The organism is Paenibacillus sp. PK4536, from assembly GCF_028594455.2.
GTDB classification, from domain to species: Bacteria; Bacillota; Bacilli; order Paenibacillales; family Paenibacillaceae; genus Saccharibacillus; species Saccharibacillus nuruki.
The window spans coordinates 617,838-636,414 of the sequence record NZ_CP126313.1; the positions used below are offsets into that span (position 1 = coordinate 617,838).

At 40.4% G+C, this 18,577-nt stretch carries 20 protein-coding genes and 1 riboswitch; of the genes, 2 read left to right on the forward strand and 18 right to left on the reverse strand.

Annotated features, from left to right (window positions below):
• Nucleotides 1-11 precede the first annotated feature (11 nt).
• The 15 genes from PO903_RS02920 to prfA form a co-directional block, all read right to left on the reverse strand.
• Complete coding sequence (locus tag PO903_RS02920) at nt 12-560, reverse strand: F0F1 ATP synthase subunit delta (RefSeq protein WP_069328674.1); 549 nt, start codon at nt 558-560, stop codon at nt 12-14.
• A complete protein-coding gene (gene atpF, locus PO903_RS02925; protein ID WP_069328675.1) occupies nt 557-1,042 on the reverse strand; it encodes a F0F1 ATP synthase subunit B in 486 nt (161 codons plus the stop codon). Before atpF ends, PO903_RS02920 begins: the two co-directional genes overlap by 4 nt.
• A 107-nt stretch (nt 1,043-1,149) precedes the next feature.
• A complete protein-coding gene (atpE, locus tag PO903_RS02930) occupies nt 1,150-1,374 on the reverse strand; it encodes a F0F1 ATP synthase subunit C (protein ID WP_069328676.1) in 225 nt (74 codons plus the stop codon).
• Between the two features lie 145 nt (nt 1,375-1,519).
• Complete coding sequence (gene atpB, locus PO903_RS02935; RefSeq protein WP_069328677.1) at nt 1,520-2,314, reverse strand: F0F1 ATP synthase subunit A; 795 nt, start codon at nt 2,312-2,314, stop codon at nt 1,520-1,522.
• Nucleotides 2,307-2,720: an ATP synthase subunit I gene (locus PO903_RS02940; protein ID WP_069328678.1), complete on the reverse strand. Its 414-nt coding sequence runs from the start codon at nt 2,718-2,720 to the stop codon at nt 2,307-2,309. The genes atpB and PO903_RS02940 overlap by 8 nt, the downstream gene beginning before the upstream one ends.
• On the reverse strand, nt 2,713-2,958 hold the full coding sequence (locus PO903_RS02945; protein ID WP_137222970.1) for an AtpZ/AtpI family protein: 246 nt from the start codon (nt 2,956-2,958) through the stop codon (nt 2,713-2,715). Before PO903_RS02945 ends, PO903_RS02940 begins: the two co-directional genes overlap by 8 nt.
• Before the next feature lie 167 nt (nt 2,959-3,125).
• The gene (gene wecB, locus PO903_RS02950) at nt 3,126-4,298 is read right to left on the reverse strand and encodes a non-hydrolyzing UDP-N-acetylglucosamine 2-epimerase (RefSeq protein ID WP_069328680.1); all 1,173 of its coding nucleotides are present in this window, start codon (nt 4,296-4,298) and stop codon (nt 3,126-3,128) included.
• A gap of 20 nt (nt 4,299-4,318) precedes the next feature.
• Complete coding sequence (upp, locus tag PO903_RS02955) at nt 4,319-4,948, reverse strand: uracil phosphoribosyltransferase (protein ID WP_069328681.1); 630 nt, start codon at nt 4,946-4,948, stop codon at nt 4,319-4,321.
• Between the two features lie 479 nt (nt 4,949-5,427).
• On the reverse strand, nt 5,428-6,678 hold the full coding sequence (gene glyA, locus PO903_RS02960) for a serine hydroxymethyltransferase (protein ID WP_273592550.1): 1,251 nt from the start codon (nt 6,676-6,678) through the stop codon (nt 5,428-5,430).
• A gap of 78 nt (nt 6,679-6,756) precedes the next feature.
• Complete coding sequence (locus PO903_RS02965) at nt 6,757-7,332, reverse strand: TIGR01440 family protein (protein WP_069328683.1); 576 nt, start codon at nt 7,330-7,332, stop codon at nt 6,757-6,759.
• 183 nt (nt 7,333-7,515) lie between these two features.
• A riboswitch (ZMP/ZTP riboswitch) is annotated at nt 7,516-7,599 on the reverse strand.
• A gap of 68 nt (nt 7,600-7,667) precedes the next feature.
• Complete coding sequence (locus PO903_RS02970) at nt 7,668-8,255, reverse strand: low molecular weight protein arginine phosphatase (protein ID WP_069328684.1); 588 nt, start codon at nt 8,253-8,255, stop codon at nt 7,668-7,670.
• Between the two features lie 104 nt (nt 8,256-8,359).
• Nucleotides 8,360-9,472 carry an L-threonylcarbamoyladenylate synthase gene (locus PO903_RS02975; protein WP_273592551.1) on the reverse strand — a complete coding sequence of 371 codons (1,113 nt, stop codon included), beginning with the start codon at nt 9,470-9,472 and terminating at the stop codon, nt 8,360-8,362.
• Nucleotides 9,473-9,501: 29 nt separating this feature from the next.
• On the reverse strand, nt 9,502-10,683 hold the full coding sequence (locus PO903_RS02980; protein ID WP_069328686.1) for an FtsW/RodA/SpoVE family cell cycle protein: 1,182 nt from the start codon (nt 10,681-10,683) through the stop codon (nt 9,502-9,504).
• A gap of 25 nt (nt 10,684-10,708) precedes the next feature.
• Nucleotides 10,709-11,584, reverse strand: a complete 876-nt coding sequence (gene prmC, locus PO903_RS02985; RefSeq protein ID WP_273594613.1) for a peptide chain release factor N(5)-glutamine methyltransferase — start codon at nt 11,582-11,584, stop codon at nt 10,709-10,711.
• A gap of 31 nt (nt 11,585-11,615) precedes the next feature.
• Nucleotides 11,616-12,683: a peptide chain release factor 1 gene (gene prfA, locus PO903_RS02990; protein WP_069328687.1), complete on the reverse strand. Its 1,068-nt coding sequence runs from the start codon at nt 12,681-12,683 to the stop codon at nt 11,616-11,618.
• A 412-nt stretch (nt 12,684-13,095) separates the two neighbouring features.
• Here prfA and PO903_RS02995 point away from each other — a divergent pair, with 412 nt between their 5' ends.
• Nucleotides 13,096-14,082 carry an aldo/keto reductase gene (locus tag PO903_RS02995; protein WP_273592552.1) on the forward strand — a complete coding sequence of 329 codons (987 nt, stop codon included), beginning with the start codon at nt 13,096-13,098 and terminating at the stop codon, nt 14,080-14,082.
• 286 nt (nt 14,083-14,368) lie between these two features.
• Nucleotides 14,369-14,743, forward strand: a complete 375-nt coding sequence (locus tag PO903_RS03000; protein WP_069328705.1) for a hypothetical protein — start codon at nt 14,369-14,371, stop codon at nt 14,741-14,743.
• A gap of 321 nt (nt 14,744-15,064) precedes the next feature.
• On the opposite strand, the gene PO903_RS03005 is transcribed toward PO903_RS03000, so the two are convergent.
• The 3 genes from PO903_RS03005 to PO903_RS03015 all read right to left on the reverse strand — a co-directional run bounded on the left by PO903_RS03005 (nt 15,065) and on the right by PO903_RS03015 (nt 18,426).
• The gene (locus PO903_RS03005; RefSeq protein WP_273592553.1) at nt 15,065-15,247 is read right to left on the reverse strand and encodes a hypothetical protein; all 183 of its coding nucleotides are present in this window, start codon (nt 15,245-15,247) and stop codon (nt 15,065-15,067) included.
• Nucleotides 15,248-15,492: 245 nt separating this feature from the next.
• Nucleotides 15,493-16,593: a redox-regulated ATPase YchF gene (gene ychF, locus PO903_RS03010; protein WP_069328703.1), complete on the reverse strand. Its 1,101-nt coding sequence runs from the start codon at nt 16,591-16,593 to the stop codon at nt 15,493-15,495.
• 93 nt (nt 16,594-16,686) lie between these two features.
• Nucleotides 16,687-18,426, reverse strand: coding sequence for a methyl-accepting chemotaxis protein (locus tag PO903_RS03015; RefSeq protein WP_069328702.1), 1,740 nt, complete (start codon nt 18,424-18,426; stop codon nt 16,687-16,689).
• Nucleotides 18,427-18,577: the final 151 nt, after the last annotated feature.

Sequence of the window (18,577 nt, forward strand, 5' to 3'; positions counted from 1 at the left end):
GTCCCCCCTATCTACTGTGCTTGTCTTTGAAAAGACTTTTCCAGACGGTTAAGCTTGCCTGAAAGACTTCCATCGTACAGCATGTCTCCGATGACGACTTTAAGTCCGCCAAGAAGAGTTTTGTCTACAATATTTTGCACACGAATTCGTTTGCCTGATAGTTGTCCGAATCTAGCAATGACTTCTGCTTGCTCACGCTCATCTAAAGGATAAGGTGTATATACAAAAGCATCGACTACTTTAAGAGTTCTACTTACGATCTCAGTGTAACTATTTAACAACTCGCCAAATATTCCATATCTTCCACGTTCGATCAACAATGTAATGGTATGAATTAACGGTTGTGATACTTTGCCTGCAAAAGCAGTTTCGATCACACGACGTTTATCTTCAAAAGATACATTTGGTGTTGCTATAAAATTGCGAAGATCTGCATCTTGTGCAAAAGCTTCAACAATTGCTTTTAGTTCTTGTTCCGTCTCTTCTACAGCGCCATTTTCAGATGCAGCTTCGAAAAGGGCTTTGGCATAACGCGTAGATACTACTGTATCCCGGCTCATTGTCTAATCCCTACTTCTTTCAGATAGTTGTCAACCAACTGATCTTGGGCTTTGGCATCCACTTCTCTTTCCAGTACTTTAGAAGCGATCTGTACAGAGACGGCGCCGATTTCACTGCGAAGTGCAGCAACAGCTTTATTTTTCTCGCTTTCGATTTCACGAGCCGCTTCTTCTTTAAGACGCGTCGTTTCCTCTTTAGCTTGAGTAATTAATTGTTCAGCTTGACGATTACTTGTCTGACGGGATTGCTCAATAATATCTTGAGCGTCCTTACGTGCTTGTTGAAGTGCAGCTTTTTGGTCTTCGACATATTGAGCTGCTTGACTGCGTGTTAATGCAGCTTCATCCATTTGCTGTTTAACCAGCTCACGTCTTTTCTCCATGACAGAGAACAATGGACCGAATGCATAACGACTTAATAACCAATATAAAATCAAGAAAGCAATAATTGTAACTACAAGACTGCTCCATACAAAATGCAAATCAGCTCACTCCTTCCTCAAAACATCTAAATAATTCTCAGGTACCCTGCACGCTAAAAAGAAGGCGCGGATGGCTGTGGCCTTCCCCGCCAATGTGTGTGCTTGATTTACGCTGCTGCGTAGAAAATGAACGCCAATACTACACCGATGATTGGCAATGCTTCTACCAAACCTACACCAATAAACATAACTGTTTGCAATGTTGCTTTTGCTTCTGGTTGACGAGCGATACCTTCAACCGTTTTACTTACGATTAGACCGTTACCAATACCTGCGCCCAATGCGCCCAAACCTACTGCGATAGCAGCTGCTAGAAATGCTAATGCTCCCATTTAAAAATCCTCCTTAAAGATATGTGAGATAGTAAATTTATATTGAGCCCGGTATGAAGGTTATCCTACTTCCGAACTTTGAACCCTTACACAGTGACTGATGATACCAACTATTCAAAAGTTGCCGAAACGTGCCGATAGTATTTTAGTGATCTTCTTCCGTCTCTAGTGACTGTGATATGTATACCATAGCCAGGATCGTGAAGACAAAGGCTTGGATAGAGCCAACAAATATACTGAATCCTTGCCATACAATAAGACCTACAACCGAAGCGATTGCTCCGTACCATACGCCTGACATTTTAAGTAATACAGCAATAAGAACTTCGCCGGCAAAAATATTACCGAATAGCCGCATACCGTGTGTCAACAGTTTGGAGAATTGTTCGATCAAGTTGATAGGGAAAAAGAAAAAGAACGGTTTGAAATAGTGTTTGAAGTATGACTTCGTATTTCTGACCATACCTAGGTAATGGACAAGAATGAATACGATTAGTGCCAGACCCATCGCTGCTCCAGCATCAGCTGTAGGTGATTTCCACCAAGCGACTTCCACACCATGACTTCCTTTTGCCAGTCCGTCCACTACAGATGTTAATGGTTGACCAAAAGCTGTAGCTTTTTCTACGCTTGTATAATCGAACACTAAACCAAATGGAAGCCCAAGCATATTGCTAACAAAGATGAACATAATCAAAGTCAAACCGAGAGAAAGAAAAGGCTTTCCTTTTTTGTAGTCCATTGTACTGGAAATCAGTCCTTGAACGAATTCTACGACCCATTCCATAAAGTTTTGCAGCTTGCCTGGATTTTCTACCGATAGATTACGCGTTGCTAGCTTCACTAGAATAAACACTACAGCACAACTAACAATCAACGCAATAATGATAGATAAATCAAAATCGATGCCCCCGACGTTTATCATCGGTGATTCATGCATTTTTCTCACCCCTTTCATTATCGGAGTTATCACGCTCATGGCGAGAAAGGAAATAACCGATAACAATTAGCGCGAATGGTGCGAACACCAAACTGCCAGCTAGGGCATGAATTTCAAACAAATGCGGGAACTCAATAGCAAGTACTACCGCTCCGATCGAAATTGCTGCACGTTGTGCAAACCCTAGACCCTTCGGTCCTCTTCTACCTGTTGCTGCTGCTTCAGTCATCATACTTACTTTTTTAGCTAAATATTTGGTGTTGATATAACTGACTGCCGAACCAATGATCATCCCAAAAGCGATCGGACGAGATTGAGGCAGGAATGCAACCGCTACAAAGCAAAGAGCTAGAAAAACAAAGGTAGTCCGGGTCAGCCAATAAATGTAACTTGGTATTTCATTCATTCGTTTCCCCCACTATTTTCTTAATGATAAGAACAATACCGAAAATACCTAGAATCATACCTGCAAGTACTCCGAGTCCGGTTCCTATTCCTGAACTATTCCATACTTTATCCAGCCAGGAACCGAACCAGAATCCGGCGAGTGTACATACAGCTAAATCTATTCCAATCACACTCACAAGTCCAACCGCTTTCCACGGGCTTGAACTTGAATTGCTTGATTTGGGTTCATCTGCCATTCTACACTCCACCCTCGGAATCCCAGTTCATTGTACTGAATCGGCTAAGCCTTTGTCAAACCATCTTCCTTTAGCGCATTAACGCAAGACTTTCACAGAACATCGTTGATATGAAGCGTTTCATCACACTAACCCTACAGTACCACTGTATACTGTGGAATCATTTTTCACAATACGACTGTGGGACCTTTTTTGAACGTTGTGTGAAACTCTTCAGGACGATCCTCTAAAATACCATAATGGTGCAAAATAGCATTGACAATCCGTGGCGATGCCTGACCATCACCATAAGGATTAGAAGCTTCACTCATCGAAGCATACAGTTCAGGATCGCTCAGCAGTGCATGTGCACGCTCATAGATCTTCTCTTCATCTGTACCTACCATTTCAAGTGTACCTGCTTCTATTCCCTCTGGACGCTCTGTGGTATCACGTAGCACCAGCACAGGAACACCAAATGAAGGTGCTTCTTCTTGAAGACCACCTGAATCGGTTAAGATCAGATGCGTATGCGGATAAAAATTATGCAAATCGACAACATCCAGAGGATCGATCAACTGAATGCGCGGATGGTTGCCTAATATTTCATGAGCAGGTTCTTTGACAGCTGGACTTGGATGCACTGGATACACAATAGCAATATCTTCAAATTCGTCAGCAATACGCTTGACCGCGCGGAAAATATTACGATGTGGTTCGCCTTGAGATTCACGGCGATGTGCAGTCATCAAGATCAGACGTTTACCTTCTGCCCATTCCAAAACAGGATGGTGATAATCAGGCTGTACAGTATATTGAAACACATCTGTAACCGTGTTGCCTGTGATATACACGCTTGACGGCAATTTATTTTCTTTTAGCAAATTGCCTGCCGACCAACTTGTTGGTGCAAAGTGTAAATCTGCAAGTACACCTGTCAATTGGCGATTCATTTCTTCAGGATACGGTGAAAGCTTGTTCCACGTACGTAGTCCTGCTTCCACATGACCCACATTAATCTGCTGCATAAATGAAGCATAGCTCGCAAGAAACGTAGTCAACGTATCTCCATGAACCAGAACAATATCAGGCTTCACTTCTTGCAGTACTGGCTCTAAGCCACTAAGTACACGCATCGAAATTTCGTTTAGCGTCTGACGATCTTTCATTACATCAAGATCATAGTCTGGAGTGATATTAAAAACTTCAAGAACCTGATCCAACATTTGACGATGTTGCGCAGTGACGCAAACGATTGACTCAATATGTTCAGGATGCTTTTGCAATTCCAGAATCAATGGAGCCATTTTGATTGCTTCAGGACGTACACCGAAAATAGTCATTACTTTAATTTTTTTCATAAGTCTGGGATTACCTCGCTTTACTTGGTTCCGTACAAGCGGTCTCCGGCATCGCCGAGTCCAGGTACGATATATCCATGCTCATCCAACTTCTCATCCAATGCAGCAACATAAATATCTACATCCGGGTGAGCGTCTTGAACAGCTTTGACCCCTTCAGGAGCAGCGATAAGATTCATCATTTTGATCTGAGTACATCCACGCTTTTTAAGAACATCGATCGCAGCAATAGCAGAACCGCCTGTTGCTAACATCGGATCAATAACGATCAATTCGCGTTCTTGTACATCTGTCGGAAGCTTCACATAATATTCAACCGGTTGGAATGTTTCTGGATCACGGAACAATCCCACATGTCCTACTTTAGCTGCTGGCAACAATTTAAGAACGCCATCTAACATACCCAATCCTGCGCGCAAAATAGGAATTAGACCTAACATACGTCCAGAAATGACTTTACCTTCTGTTTTGATTACAGGTGTTTCTACCGGAATTGATTCAAGTGGAATATCACGTGTGATTTCGTAAGCCATTAATGTTGCGACTTCGTCAACAAGCTCGCGGAAATCTTTCGTGTTAGTCTGTACATCACGAATAAATGTTAATTTGTGTTGAATTAAAGGATGATCGCATATTACTAATTTTGCCATGGTTTTTCCCTCCGGTACTTTTCAATAATAAACATTAGCTACATCCTATTTGCTATCACATCAGGTTTTGTGGCCATTCCACAAAGCAAAAGGATTAGGGGAATACGTTCTTACCCCATAAACCTCGTCTATTATATCATTCCCTGTGGGCAATTTCATCCGATATCCTGTCGAATTATTTCTTTTTAATACTTCATACTTTGATGAGCGTAAATATAGCTCTTATCAAACATGATTTTTAGCATAGCAAAATCCATTTTCTATATTGAGTCTATCAATATAACGCTTACAATTACCAGATAAAAACAAATTCTACAGCATTTCCACCCAGTCTTTTCTATTATAATGGTAAATGGCTTAAATGGCAGTAAATCTTTCAAATTTTTTGAAAAAAATAATTAAAAACCGACAGAAATAAGAATTTCTGCCGGTTATCTAGAAGTTAACGGTGTTAAGGAACTCTTTATTTAATTTTGAAATTAATAATTCATTTGTTGATATAAAGGGTATTGGCTTGTTAATTCAGCAACTTGCGCACTTGCTTGGGCAAGAACAGCTTCATCTTTAGGTGCTTTAAGCGTCATCGCAATAATTTGACCGATCTTCACCATTGCCGCTTCATCCATACCACGAGAAGTCGCTGCTGGTGTTCCTAGACGGATACCACTTGTAATAAACGGGCTTGTTGGATCAAAAGGAATCGCATTTTTGTTGGTTGTGATGCCTACAGAATCCAGAACATGCTCTGCTTCTTTACCTGTGATATTGACGCTACGTGTATCCACAAGCATCAAGTGATTGTCTGTACCCCCTGAAACGATGGTCAATCCTTCGTCTACTAATGTTTGAGCAAGCACTTTTGCATTTTTGACTACATTTTGAGCATAAGTTTTGAAAGAAGGTTGTAATGCTTCACCGAAAGAAACTGCTTTGGAAGCAATAACATGCATCAATGGACCACCTTGTGAACCCGGGAATACTGCTTTATCAATCGCTTGTGCCCATGCTTTAGTACAAATAATCATACCGCCGCGAGGTCCACGCAGTGTTTTGTGTGTTGTTGTTGTAACAAAATGTGCATGAGGTACAGGACTTGGATGTTCTCCAGCTGCTACTAATCCTGCGATATGCGCCATATCCACCATAAATAAAGCACCTACATCATTTGCAATCGAAGCTAATTTTTCAAAATCAATCGTACGCGGATATGCACTAGCACCAGCTACGATCATACGAGGACGATGTTTGAACGCTGCTTTGCGAACTTCATCATAATCGATAAGGAATGTATCTTCTTGTACACCGTAAGCCACAAAGTTATACAACAATCCAGAAGCATTTACAGGACTACCATGTGTTAAATGTCCACCATGAGCAAGGTTCATCCCTAGAACAGTATCACCTGGTTTGAGCGCTGCAAGATAAACCGCCATATTCGCTTGTGCACCTGAGTGAGGCTGTACATTGACATGTTCTGCACCAAACAATTGCTTCGCACGATCACGAGCGATATCTTCAACCACATCTACATGTTCACAACCGCCATAGTAACGTTTGCCTGGATAGCCTTCTGCATATTTGTTCGTTAATACCGAACCCAAAGCTTCGATAACCGCTTCACTTACGATATTTTCAGAAGCGATTAATTCGATGTTGTCACGTTGACGCTTAAGTTCAAGTCCCATTGCTTCTAATACTGCCGGATCGTTCTTTCGTAATTGCTCCATCATTGTTTAATTCCTCCTAGAGATCGGTTGAATACCTGTTTTGGATTGCTTATTTTAAATTTAGAGATCACCTATTTAAGCTTATCGATCTGCATGAACCATCGGTGTGTAGACGGCTCTTTCGCCACCAATCAAAGGTGGACGTGTACGCGCTGCGTTGACTCTAGCTTCGCCTACAAAACGAATTGCAGGTCGATAAGGGACAGCTATTCTTTTCAAATGCATACCGATCAAGGTCTCTCCAAAATCGATACCTGCATGTGCTTCAATCTGTTCTGCCAAACAAGGATGAACAAATGTCTGATACGCATAGGTTGCCATCGATCCGCCTGCTTTGGGAATCGGTACTGCGGCGACTTCATTATAATTGTAGTGATCCAGTGTATCTCGTTCCATCACCAATGCTCGATTTAAATGCTCGCAACATTGAAAAGCTAACCGGAATCCGTATTCAGCTTGTACTTCTCGAATCCCTTCCACCAATGCTTCAGCAACATCTAACGTTCCGGCTGTTCCGATATGTTTGCCTGCGATTTCACTGGTGCTTCCACCGATCACCAGTAGCTTATGGCGATCTAGCTTAGCTTCTTCTGCTAACTCGCGTACAATAGCTGCGGTATCTAAACGAATTTGTTGTATTTTTTCCTGATCACTCATCGTTCAATCCTCCTTGTGCTTTCTTAGCTCATTCACTATCTGCAAAAGGTACGTGTGCAATGCACTCGTTTTTTATTATAGCGCAAGCATAGGGCTAACGGCGACAACAAGATGAGAGAAGGAGTTACAACATGTAAAGAACAAAAAAAGAGCACAACGTGCGCGAAAAATATCGCACGTCTGCTCTTTTGCCCAGGCGACCGGCCGTATGTTCCGATGCTCCATCGTGGTTCATCTCCACTCTCGTCGCCAGTTACATCGGATCTCTCTTATGAGTTACATCATAAGACATGTTTTTCGTAAAATCAATATCTATTCTAAAATTAACCTCTATCTTATTGCGTACGATAGGCTTGAATCTTGTCGATTAACTTTTCTAATGCAAGACGAATATCAGCTGCGGCGACTTCATAATCATCCCGACTACCGCCAAAAGGATCTACAATATCGAAGCTTGGAATACGCTGTTGAATTTCGATCAACCGCTGACGATCGGTCGGATGTACTTCTTCGCCTAAAGAACGATTCATTTCGATCGTTGCGTATAAGCTATCCAACTCTTTGAGATCGCGTAGCACTTTGTGATCATTTTCTGCATATTCCTTCAACGTGTACACTTTGCCTGCCGACTCTGGAAAATTACGAATCACATGTTGCTTGTGACTCCCTGTTAATGTGAGTATGAGATCTGCCCAATGAATAGTTGCTCCAGTCAAAGAGGAAGATAATAATTGTTCATGTATATTATGATCTTTGAGAACCGCTTCGGCATGACGGGATACAGACATTCCATCTACAGCAGCTACACCGGCTGAACGAACCTCCACATCGACACCGCGCTCGCTCGCAAGCTTACGCATAAAACCTTCCGCCATAGGACTTCGACAGGTGTTACCGGTACATACGAACAATATGTGATGCATTCTCTGTACCTCCCGTATCATTATAATGTGAGACTTGGGTGACCGGAAATATAATCTTTCCGTATCAATCATTATACCAAATTTAGCGCATGTAATCACTATTTTTACAAATGAATAATCTGACCACCCGCAGCTTTGGATAAACGGTTCATTACAGCTACACCTACACCTTGTTGCTCACAGCCTTGCGACATAATAAAAGTAATACCTTCACGATCAAATGTACGCAAAGCCGCATACAATCGGTTCGCTGCTTCTTCAAGATGATCACGACTGCCTAGCGATAAGCCCAGTGTATCTGCTAGATGCAATGGATTTTCATCAAAAACCAATACACCTGTTTTCTCACCACGTGCTTGAGCTTGTCTGATCTGTTGTTCTATATATTGATTAACGACATTATCTTGCGATCCCATCACAATCGTCATTGATCCTTGGGGTGCATAATGCGTGTATTTCATACCAGGTGAACGTGGAACCAATGCTGTAGCCGCATCATTCAGAGCAGGATCACGAGTGACAGGAGCAAAAGAAGATAATTGTTCTTCCGTAATACCACCCGGGCGAAGAATCATAATCGTATTATCGTCTTGTACCTGAATGACTGTCGATTCAACACCAATCCCTGCACTTCCTCCATCGACCACTCCATTGATCACAGCAGACAAATCTTCAATCACATGTGCGGCTGTTGTTGGACTCGGTCGACCTGAACGGTTGGCGCTAGGAGCCGCTAGCGGACATCCAGAAGCACTAATCAAAGCTAACGCTACCGGATGATCAGGCATACGTATCGCTACTGTCTGTAGTCCAGCTGTTACCAGAGGGGATACAGTATCAGGACGTACAGGCATCACTAGTGTAAGCGGTCCTGGCCAGAAATGATTGATTAACGTCTGTTCTAAATCGCTAACCTCAGAAACCAAACTGCTCAACTGATCACGATCTGAAATATGCACAATTAATGGATTATCTGAAGGTCTTCCTTTGGCAGTAAAAACAGATGCTACCGCATGTGTATTGCGGGCATCTGCTCCAAGTCCATATACTGTTTCTGTGGGAAAAGCGACGATACCGCCATTTGCCAAAATCTGACCGGCTTCGCTTAATTGTTGTTCTATATGCTCTGAATGACGCACATCCCAACAAGTGAACAGAGAATCCGCTGAATCTGCTTGAGGCTGTTCGCTGTGATTCTCTGTCTGGTTGTTCATCATGTCATGCCTCCTTGCTGATGACCTTGGCTTTATTTATTCAATGCATAACGTTGAGTGACATTTACAGAAACTTCATCGTTATCTTCTTGATTATGAATTCGTATACTCATTACGAGTCCCATACATGCCATATTCATTACCAGTGATGTACCGCCAAAACTGATAAATGGTAACGTAATCCCTGTTAATGGCATAATGCCGATAAACATACCGATATTTTCAAAAATCTGATATAACAACATCGCAACTATTCCTATAATAATGTAAGGTCCTGCTCGCTCCCGGCATTCTAACGATACTAGAATTAAGCGATGAATTAAGGTGAAATAGAGCAGTAATAAAATAGCTGCGCCTATAAATCCAAACTCTTCAGCCACTACAACAAAAATAGAATCTGAATAGGTTAATGGAACACGATCCGATTGAACCGATGTTCCTTTCATATACCCTTCACCACTCAGTCCACCGGATGCTATAGCAAGCTTCGCATTACGTGTATGATAGATCGCTTTCTCTGTAGCTTGATCAGGCATTAACCATGGATCTAACCGTTCCATCCAGTGATCACGCTTGATATCTGCGAGATAAGTTTTGATATTATCGTGATAAGCAACATAACTGCGAATACCGACAATAACCATCACAATAGCTAAGGATGTAAATAAAATCGCTTGCGTATATTTGATATTACCGATCCATAGTAATGCCATCATAATAATCAGATAACTCAAAGCGTTACCCAAATCATTTTGAGCCATAACTAAAGCAAATGGAATAAACGTAATCGCAATCAGCGGAGTCACATCACGCCAGAATAATAATTTTAATTGTTCTTTACGTGAAAGTAATGTCGCTAGAAATAAAATTAATACCATTTTGAATAACTCGGCAGGCTGTAGACTGAGTCCACCAATACTAAGCCAACCTTGTGCATTATTCAGCGTTTGTCCAATAACCATAACGAGTAATAACAACACTAACCCTGCGCCATAAATATAAAGAGAATATTTGAGCCAGATCCGGTAGTTGACCATCGACATCACGAAAAAGACAACAAATCCTGCAATATAGTAAATGATCATTCGTTCTGTCGAATTGGCAAACTTGGGCGTACTATGAGTAGCGCTGTAAATAACAGCTATACTGACTCCCATCATAACTAGCAGAATGGTAAATAAATTCCAATCTATTCTTTTAAGCTTGGCGATCATGTCTGCCCCCTTTTCCGGTTCAACCTTAACTTTCTTTTATACCTATGACGTGCCGCTGGATACCTGCAAGGTCAGCGATAATCTCAATACGTTCATAACCTACACTTCTAACCATATCCGCTACATCCTGTGCTTGTCCAATCCCAAGCTCAAAACCGATCACTTTGGGCAATGCAGGTAGTAAAGTTAATTGTGCCATCATAATGCGGTAAGGACCTAACCCATCCGGTCCTCCTGCAAGTGCAGTCATCGGCTCATAATCTTTAACTTCAGGCTGTAATGCCAGAATATCTTCATCTGGAATATAAGGAGGATTGGATACTAAAATATCAATATTCTGCCCGGCAAAAGGTTCTAACAAATTACCTTCATGCCAGTGAATTGGTGTGTTCTGCTGGATACTATTTTGCTTGGCGACGGATAGCGCATCCGGTGAAATATCACTTGCCCACACTTGCCATGTTGGACACATGCGTGCAATCGTTAACGCTATCGCTCCGCTACCTGTTCCGATATCTGCACAGACAAAAGGCGATTGATCGGCTTGTTTAACCATCCGTTGTTGACCGATCTTCACTACCGCTTCGACCAACAATTCTGTCTCGGGGCGAGGAATCAGCACCGCAGGTGTGACGATAAATCGCTCACCATAGAATTCTTGCTCACCTATAATGTATTGCGCAGGTTCCCCTGCTACTTTGCGCATAATAACTTCTTGCCATAATTGCTGTTTATCATAAGGAAACGGTTCAAACATCGCCATATAAAAAGCAGAACCTTCTACTCCAAGCACCCATTCGAGCAAAAGACGACTATTCGATTCAGGCTCCATCACTTGATGAGCACTTAAAAAAGAAGAAGCCTCAACATAGGCTTCCCGTATACTTTGTTCTGGCTTCATCGTAAATTGTTCTGTCTGTTGTACCAATAGATTATGCCTCTTTTTCCATCAAATCTGCTTGTTCTGCTAACGTCAATGCAGATACGATATCTTCGATCTCACCATTCATGATTTGATCCAAACGGTGCATGGTTAGACCAATACGGTGATCAGTTACACGGCTTTGTGGAAAGTTGTACGTACGGATACGTTCACTACGGTCACCTGTACCTACTTTACTTTTACGTTCGCCTGCATATTTGGCTTCTTCTTCTTGACGCATCATGTCGGAGATACGTGCACGAAGTACTTGTAATGCTTTATCTTTATTCGAGTTCTGAGACTTACCATCCTGACAAGTCGCCATAATGCCTGTAGGCATATGAGTTACACGTACGGCAGATTTGGTCGTATTAACAGACTGTCCGCCTGCTCCACTTGAACAGAATGTATCCACACGGATATCACGATCGTGAATCTCGATTTCTAACTCTTCTGCTTCGGGCATAACAGCTACTGTAGAGGTAGAAGTATGAATACGTCCGCCTGATTCAGTCGTAGGAATACGTTGCACACGGTGTGCTCCACTTTCGAATTTCAGCTTACTATATGCTCCACGTCCATTGATCAAGAATGTTACTTCTTTAAATCCACCTAGATCACTGGTACTTGCATCCATCATTTCAACACGCCAGCCTTGTGTATCTGCATAACGAGTGTACATACGGTAAAGGTCAGCTGCAAATAAAGCCGCTTCATCTCCACCTGCTGCTCCGCGAATCTCAACGATTACATTTTTATCATCGTTAGGATCTTTAGGTAACAATAAAATATGGATCTGAGCTTCTAATTCGTCTTTACGAGTGGAAAGTTCATCGATCTCCATTTTGACCATTTCACGCATTTCATCATCTAACTTCTCGCCTTGCATCACTTTAGCAGCATCTAATTCTTCAGTGACTTTGCGGTATTCGATATACGCTTCATACATAGGTTGTAGATCAGATTGCTCTTTGGATAAATCTCTTAAACGTTTGGAATCACTTGCTACGTCAGGGTCACACAATAACTCGCTCAATTTATCATAGCGGTCCGCTAATGCTTGTAAACGATCTAACACGGAAATCCACCTCTTCTTTTATTCAATCTGCTGCATGCGCAGTTTAACTTTACATAGTCTATCATCAAAACAAACATCATCATTCCATATCGATCTACACATAATATTGGGAAATATTAGTGGTTACGACTCTTAATTATAGCACAAGAAGTAACCATTTCATATCCTTAATTACGGTGGTAGCGTACTTTTTTTTAGAGTAACGATGCTTATTTGAATACGTAAGATCAATAAGACTATAATAAAGAAAGTAATATGTCAGAACATACACAGTTTACCTTTGCTTAGCTGGTTATTCTGATCTGTATTGAAGCAAACACAGGGTACAAAGGGTTATGTATTAAAGAGCACACTTTTATCTGTATCTAGCGATAGGTGGAGCTACTCTATTGGATGATGAGGAGTTGTATTCATGGATCAACGGAAATTAGGTTCACAAGGGTTACAAGTCTCGACACTAGGTCTAGGTTGTATGGGTATGTCCGAATTTTACGGTGAGATCGATGAAAAAGAAGCACTACACACCTTACAAGTCGCATTGGATAATGGAGTTACCTTTTTTGATACAGCAGATATGTATGGCATAGGGGCGAATGAGAAATTAATCGGGCCTTTTATGCAGCAAAATCGTGATCAAGTAATTCTAGCCACCAAGTTCGGTAATGTCCGCAATGAAGATGGTTCTTATGTAGGGATTAGCGGTCGTCCTGAATATGTGAAAGAAGCTTGCGATAACAGTCTCAAACGTCTTGGTCTTGATACGATCGATCTCTATTATCAGCATCGTGTCGATCCAGATGTTCCGATCGAAGAAACAGTTGGGGCGATGAGTGATCTTGTACAGGCTGGTAAAGTTCGTTATCTTGGACTATCTGAAGCATCCTCTGAAACGATTCGTCGTGCACATCAAACTCATCCAATCTCTGCTTTGCAGACCGAATATTCACTATGGAGTCGTGATGTAGAAGATGAGATTTTGCCCACTTGTCGTGAGCTTGGAATCGGATTCGTTCCTTATAGCCCTCTAGGACGTGGATTTTTGACAGGTCAGATTACGTCATTTGAAGATTTGGCAGAAGATGATTACCGTCGTTATTCTCCACGTTTTCAGGGAGAAAATTTCCAGAAGAATCTGGATTTGGTGCAACGTATTCAAGAAATTTCCAAAACGAAAGATTGTTCACCTTCTCAACTAGCATTAGCATGGTTACTGGCCCAAGGCGAAGATATCGCTCCGATTCCTGGAACCAAACGTGTCAAATATTTGCTTGAGAATATCGGTGCAACGCAAGTGAAGTTAACCGATGCTGAATTAAAAACGATTGATGAAGCCGCTCCTAAAGGTTCTGCTGTCGGTGAACGTTATGCACCTGAAAGTATGAAAATGTTAAATCGTTAAGATGAATTAGTTAAATATATAGGTTAATCGATGTTATGCAAAGCATGGATATGTATTTTTGAGAAGTGCTCGTTGATCTGATGAGCATTTCTTTTTTATGGATAAATACCTGTTATATATTATAAAATCGATGCCTTTCAAAATTAAGTAAAATTTATATCCACTAATGTTAAAATATACAACTCCATAATTTGATTTATTTATTTTGCTATTACAAATATCTATACCAAATAGAAAATTTGATATAATAAATAAGTAGTTAACAAATTGGAGGCTATTTATAGACATGAATATAAATAAATCAAAAATTTTCTTTCCCGTTGTTGCCCTGATTATTTGGGTAATTTTAATTATTTTGTTTGGGTTAATATCTCATTTTTCGTTAGCTGGTTTTTGCTTAATAATTCATGGATTATGTATATTAATTTATGATTCTGTCAACATTGAGAATTCTAAAGGATATAATAGTCAGATGATTGCTAGTATAATAGGTTTCATTGTTTCTTTTATTAACGCTTTCAATGCCTTCTACTTGGAATTTCAAGGCTTACTAATCAAATTATTTGTTGCTTTATTCTCTGTAGCTTGTATATATGTTTTTTTCAAATTATATAAAGAAGTATTAAATAAGAAACAACATAAAAGAAATCCTCCTATTTAATAACAGGGGGATTTTTATATTATCATGTTTGGTAAGAAGTTGTTGTGTATAAGTCCAATACGACATAATTGGCAACAAACGAAACTCTTACCATGTAGTAAGCATAAATGTAATACAAGAAACTGTTTATAATTCTCAGCTAATTCTAATACGATTTGTTGCATTTGATTAGAAGGAGTAACATTAGCAATTTGTTGAATCTATTGACCTACTGCAATAACTTGAGGTAATCTTGCCTTACTTAATAGCCCTCGCAGCCACTCCAGCACCTACAGAGTAAAACGCTACTCGTAGTATGGAAGCACTCGTCCCTGTATAATCTCAAATCATCTGTAGCGCTTGCTCTTTACTAATATAATTTACTACTACAGCTCTTACTTCTGGACCAGATGGAGCTGCAGTAAGCGAAATACTATTATTATTTGTGAATAAGGGATCAATAGTACTTAAGTTTTCATTCATTAGACTCGAAGAGTTGGGAAATTCATTTTGGTATTGCTTCATAATTAGCTTCCTCTTAATTTATATAGATGATATATAGTGAGGCAAAAGAGCTTCTTTCCCTAAACTTTGTCTTTTTCTTTACTTATGAATCAAAGGTAATTTCTGAACGAATTTTACAACTTAATTTTTAAAAATAAAATAATTTGAATAAAAAAAGAGTCTCGCTCTCCTTTAGGGAAAACGGGACTCTTTACTTATGCTCAATGATCAACGTTATATGCTAATCATCATTTCAAAGATCAATCTTACACGTTAAAGCGGAAATGCATAACATCGCCATCTTTAACCAAATATTCTTTACCTTCCAAACGCAATTGTCCGCGTTCTTTAGCACCGTTCATCGAACCTGCATTCACAAGATCTTCATATCCTACGACTTCTGCACGGATAAATCCGCGTTCAAAGTCAGTATGAATCACGCCAGCTGCTCCAGGAGCTTTGGTTCCTTTGCGAATTGTCCAAGCACGTACTTCTTGTACACCTGCTGTAAAGTAAGTGTACAGACCTAGCAACTGGTAAGCTGCTTTGATTAGACGGTTTAGACCAGATTCTGCTAGACCCAGTTCTTCTAAGAACATCGCTTTGTCTTCATCTTCAAGTTCAGAGATATCTGCTTCAACTTTAGCACTGATCGGCACAACAACCGCATTTTCAGCTTCAGCAAATTCTTTTACTTTTAATACAAAAGGATTAGTATCTGCTTCAGTTACGCCATCTTCGCTCACATTAGCTGCGTACAATACAGGCTTCATCGTTAGCAAATGAAGATCACGAACAAGTAGACGCTCATCTTCGCTTAGCTCAATACTACGAGCAGGCATATCGTTGTACAACGATTCTTTGATACGCTCTAATACTTCGACTTCTTGAGCAGTTTGTTTGTTACCGCCTTTAACATTTTTGCGTGAACGCTCGATGCGTTTCTCTACACTATCCAAATCAGCCAAAATTAATTCCAGATTAATCGTCTGGATATCACTGATTGGATCGATTTTGCCATCAACGTGCGTAATATTCTCATCTTCAAAACAACGAACTACGTGTACAATCGCATCCACTTCACGGATATGCGCTAAGAATTTGTTACCCAAACCTTCGCCTTTACTTGCTCCACGTACCAAACCTGCAATATCTACAAATTCAAAAGCAGTAGGTACCGTTTTCTTAGGTACAACCAATTCTGTTAATTTGTCTAAACGCTCGTCTGGAACTTCTACGATCCCTACGTTAGGATCAATTGTACAAAACGGATAGTTCGCAGATTCTGCACCTGCTTGTGTAATTGCATTAAAAAGAGTAGATTTACCAACGTTCGGCAATCCGACAATACCTGCTTTCAAAGCCATTTATATGACAACTCCTATTGATCTGAATTTATAAATAAACGAACATGAATTTCCACACTCATTATATATGAGAACCCTCGGTGTGGCAAACAACTATACGATAAATTTATTCGTCAAAGTTTGAAGTTGACTCGACAGTGTCGTTAGATTTTGAGAGATGGTCGATAATTCAGTAACCGACTGTTCTTGTTCTTGCGCACTAGCCGATACTTCTTCGGTCATAGCAGAGGTTTCTTCAGTCGCTGAAGCGATATAACTGAGTTGCTCTTCTACTTCATGACGAATATTTTGCATATGTGCTGTACGATCTGCTAGGTTTACAGCTAATCCGTGTACTTCTTCAGACACTTGGCTCACTTGTTCAAATGTCTCCATACATTCAGTAATCTGAGATTCTTGTCGATCCGCAGACTGCATGGTTGTATCAAATTGACCACTCATGCTATTGATTTGCTCGACAAAGCTACCTAAAATCATATCAATTTCACGAATCGAATCTTCAGACTGTTGTGCTAGACTTCGCATTTCACTCGCAACAACAGCAAATCCTTTACCTGCTTCACCTGCTCGAGAAGCTTCGATGGATGCATTTAATGCTAAGATCTGAGTCTGTTTTACAATACTTTGAACTTGACCACTCACATTCGCCGCTTGTTGTGATTGCTCTGCTAACGTGCGTGACATCAACTGCATATGCTGCATTTGTTGAACATTTTGCTTACCTTGTGCTAACAATCGTTGGTGTTCTTGTGTGACTTGTTCGCGCACTTCAGTCAGTTGGCGAGCGGTATCTCCGAAGCGATCTACATAACTGCCCACTTCATCAATAATCTGTCCCAGACGTTCTGAATGTTGTACTGCTTCATCGGTCTGTTGTGCTTGTTGGGTTGAACCCGTAGCAATCTCATGAATGGCACGTGATAACTCTTCTGTCTGACGTAATGTGCCTTCAGAAACTTTTGAAATATATTGAGACGATTCTTGTAGGGTATGCGAACTGTTCTGAATATTAGTAATCATATCGGTGATATGAGCGACCATTGCATTATTCAAGTCACTGATATCGCCTAATTGATCTCCTGTAATCCGTTTCGATTGTACGGTTAGATCACCTTTAGTGACATTTTCCATACTCGTCTTGATCTCGCCCACTTGACGTAACATCCGGCGAATAAATGCCATTGCACATAAAACAGCAATCAATAGAACCACTGTAAATACAGGAATAACCATTTGATATGCCTGTTTTAATGTACTGGAATAGACTGTATTCACAGCACTTGCCGAAATATCGATTCCCAAGTATCCGACCGTTTTTCCACTTGGGTCTTTGATCGGTGAAAAGGTAGAAAATAATTCTCCCCATGTCGGATCTGTAGCTACATCAGTAGTCACCATTTGTTCTGATAATACCTCTGGAGCAATCCCTGAACTAAATTCAAATTCGTCTCCGTATTTGCTGTAGTCCTCATCATCCCATGCGGCTCCGTCCACTGTATAGAACCATTTTCCATCCACATAGTTAAACAAATAAATATATAATGATCCCGTTTCTTGACGTAACATAGTCAACTGGTCACGAAGATCGCGATATTCTTGAAGTTGTTCTGGATTTTTACTCGTACCTAGCTTTTCAATAGCAGCTAAATTAAGATTAGCAATCGTATTTTTAGCTAAGTTTTGGTTGTTATACTGCATTGTAGATAAAGCAGCATCTTTAATTAATATTTGTGTAATAAACATGGTTAATACAGCCACTATAATCAATGGCACGATAATCATAAGATATAATTTCAAGCGTAACCCTAACTTAATTTTTTTGCCCCTTTTCACTGATGTTGCCTCCTTCATACCTCTATCTATTCTGTAGTCCTCAAGATGCCTAACTACATATATATCGTACAAAAGGTGTGAGTTTTGAAGAGGAAATGCAAAAAAGTATAGTTAATTTGTACTATCATTCAGAAATTTTCAGAATATTTTC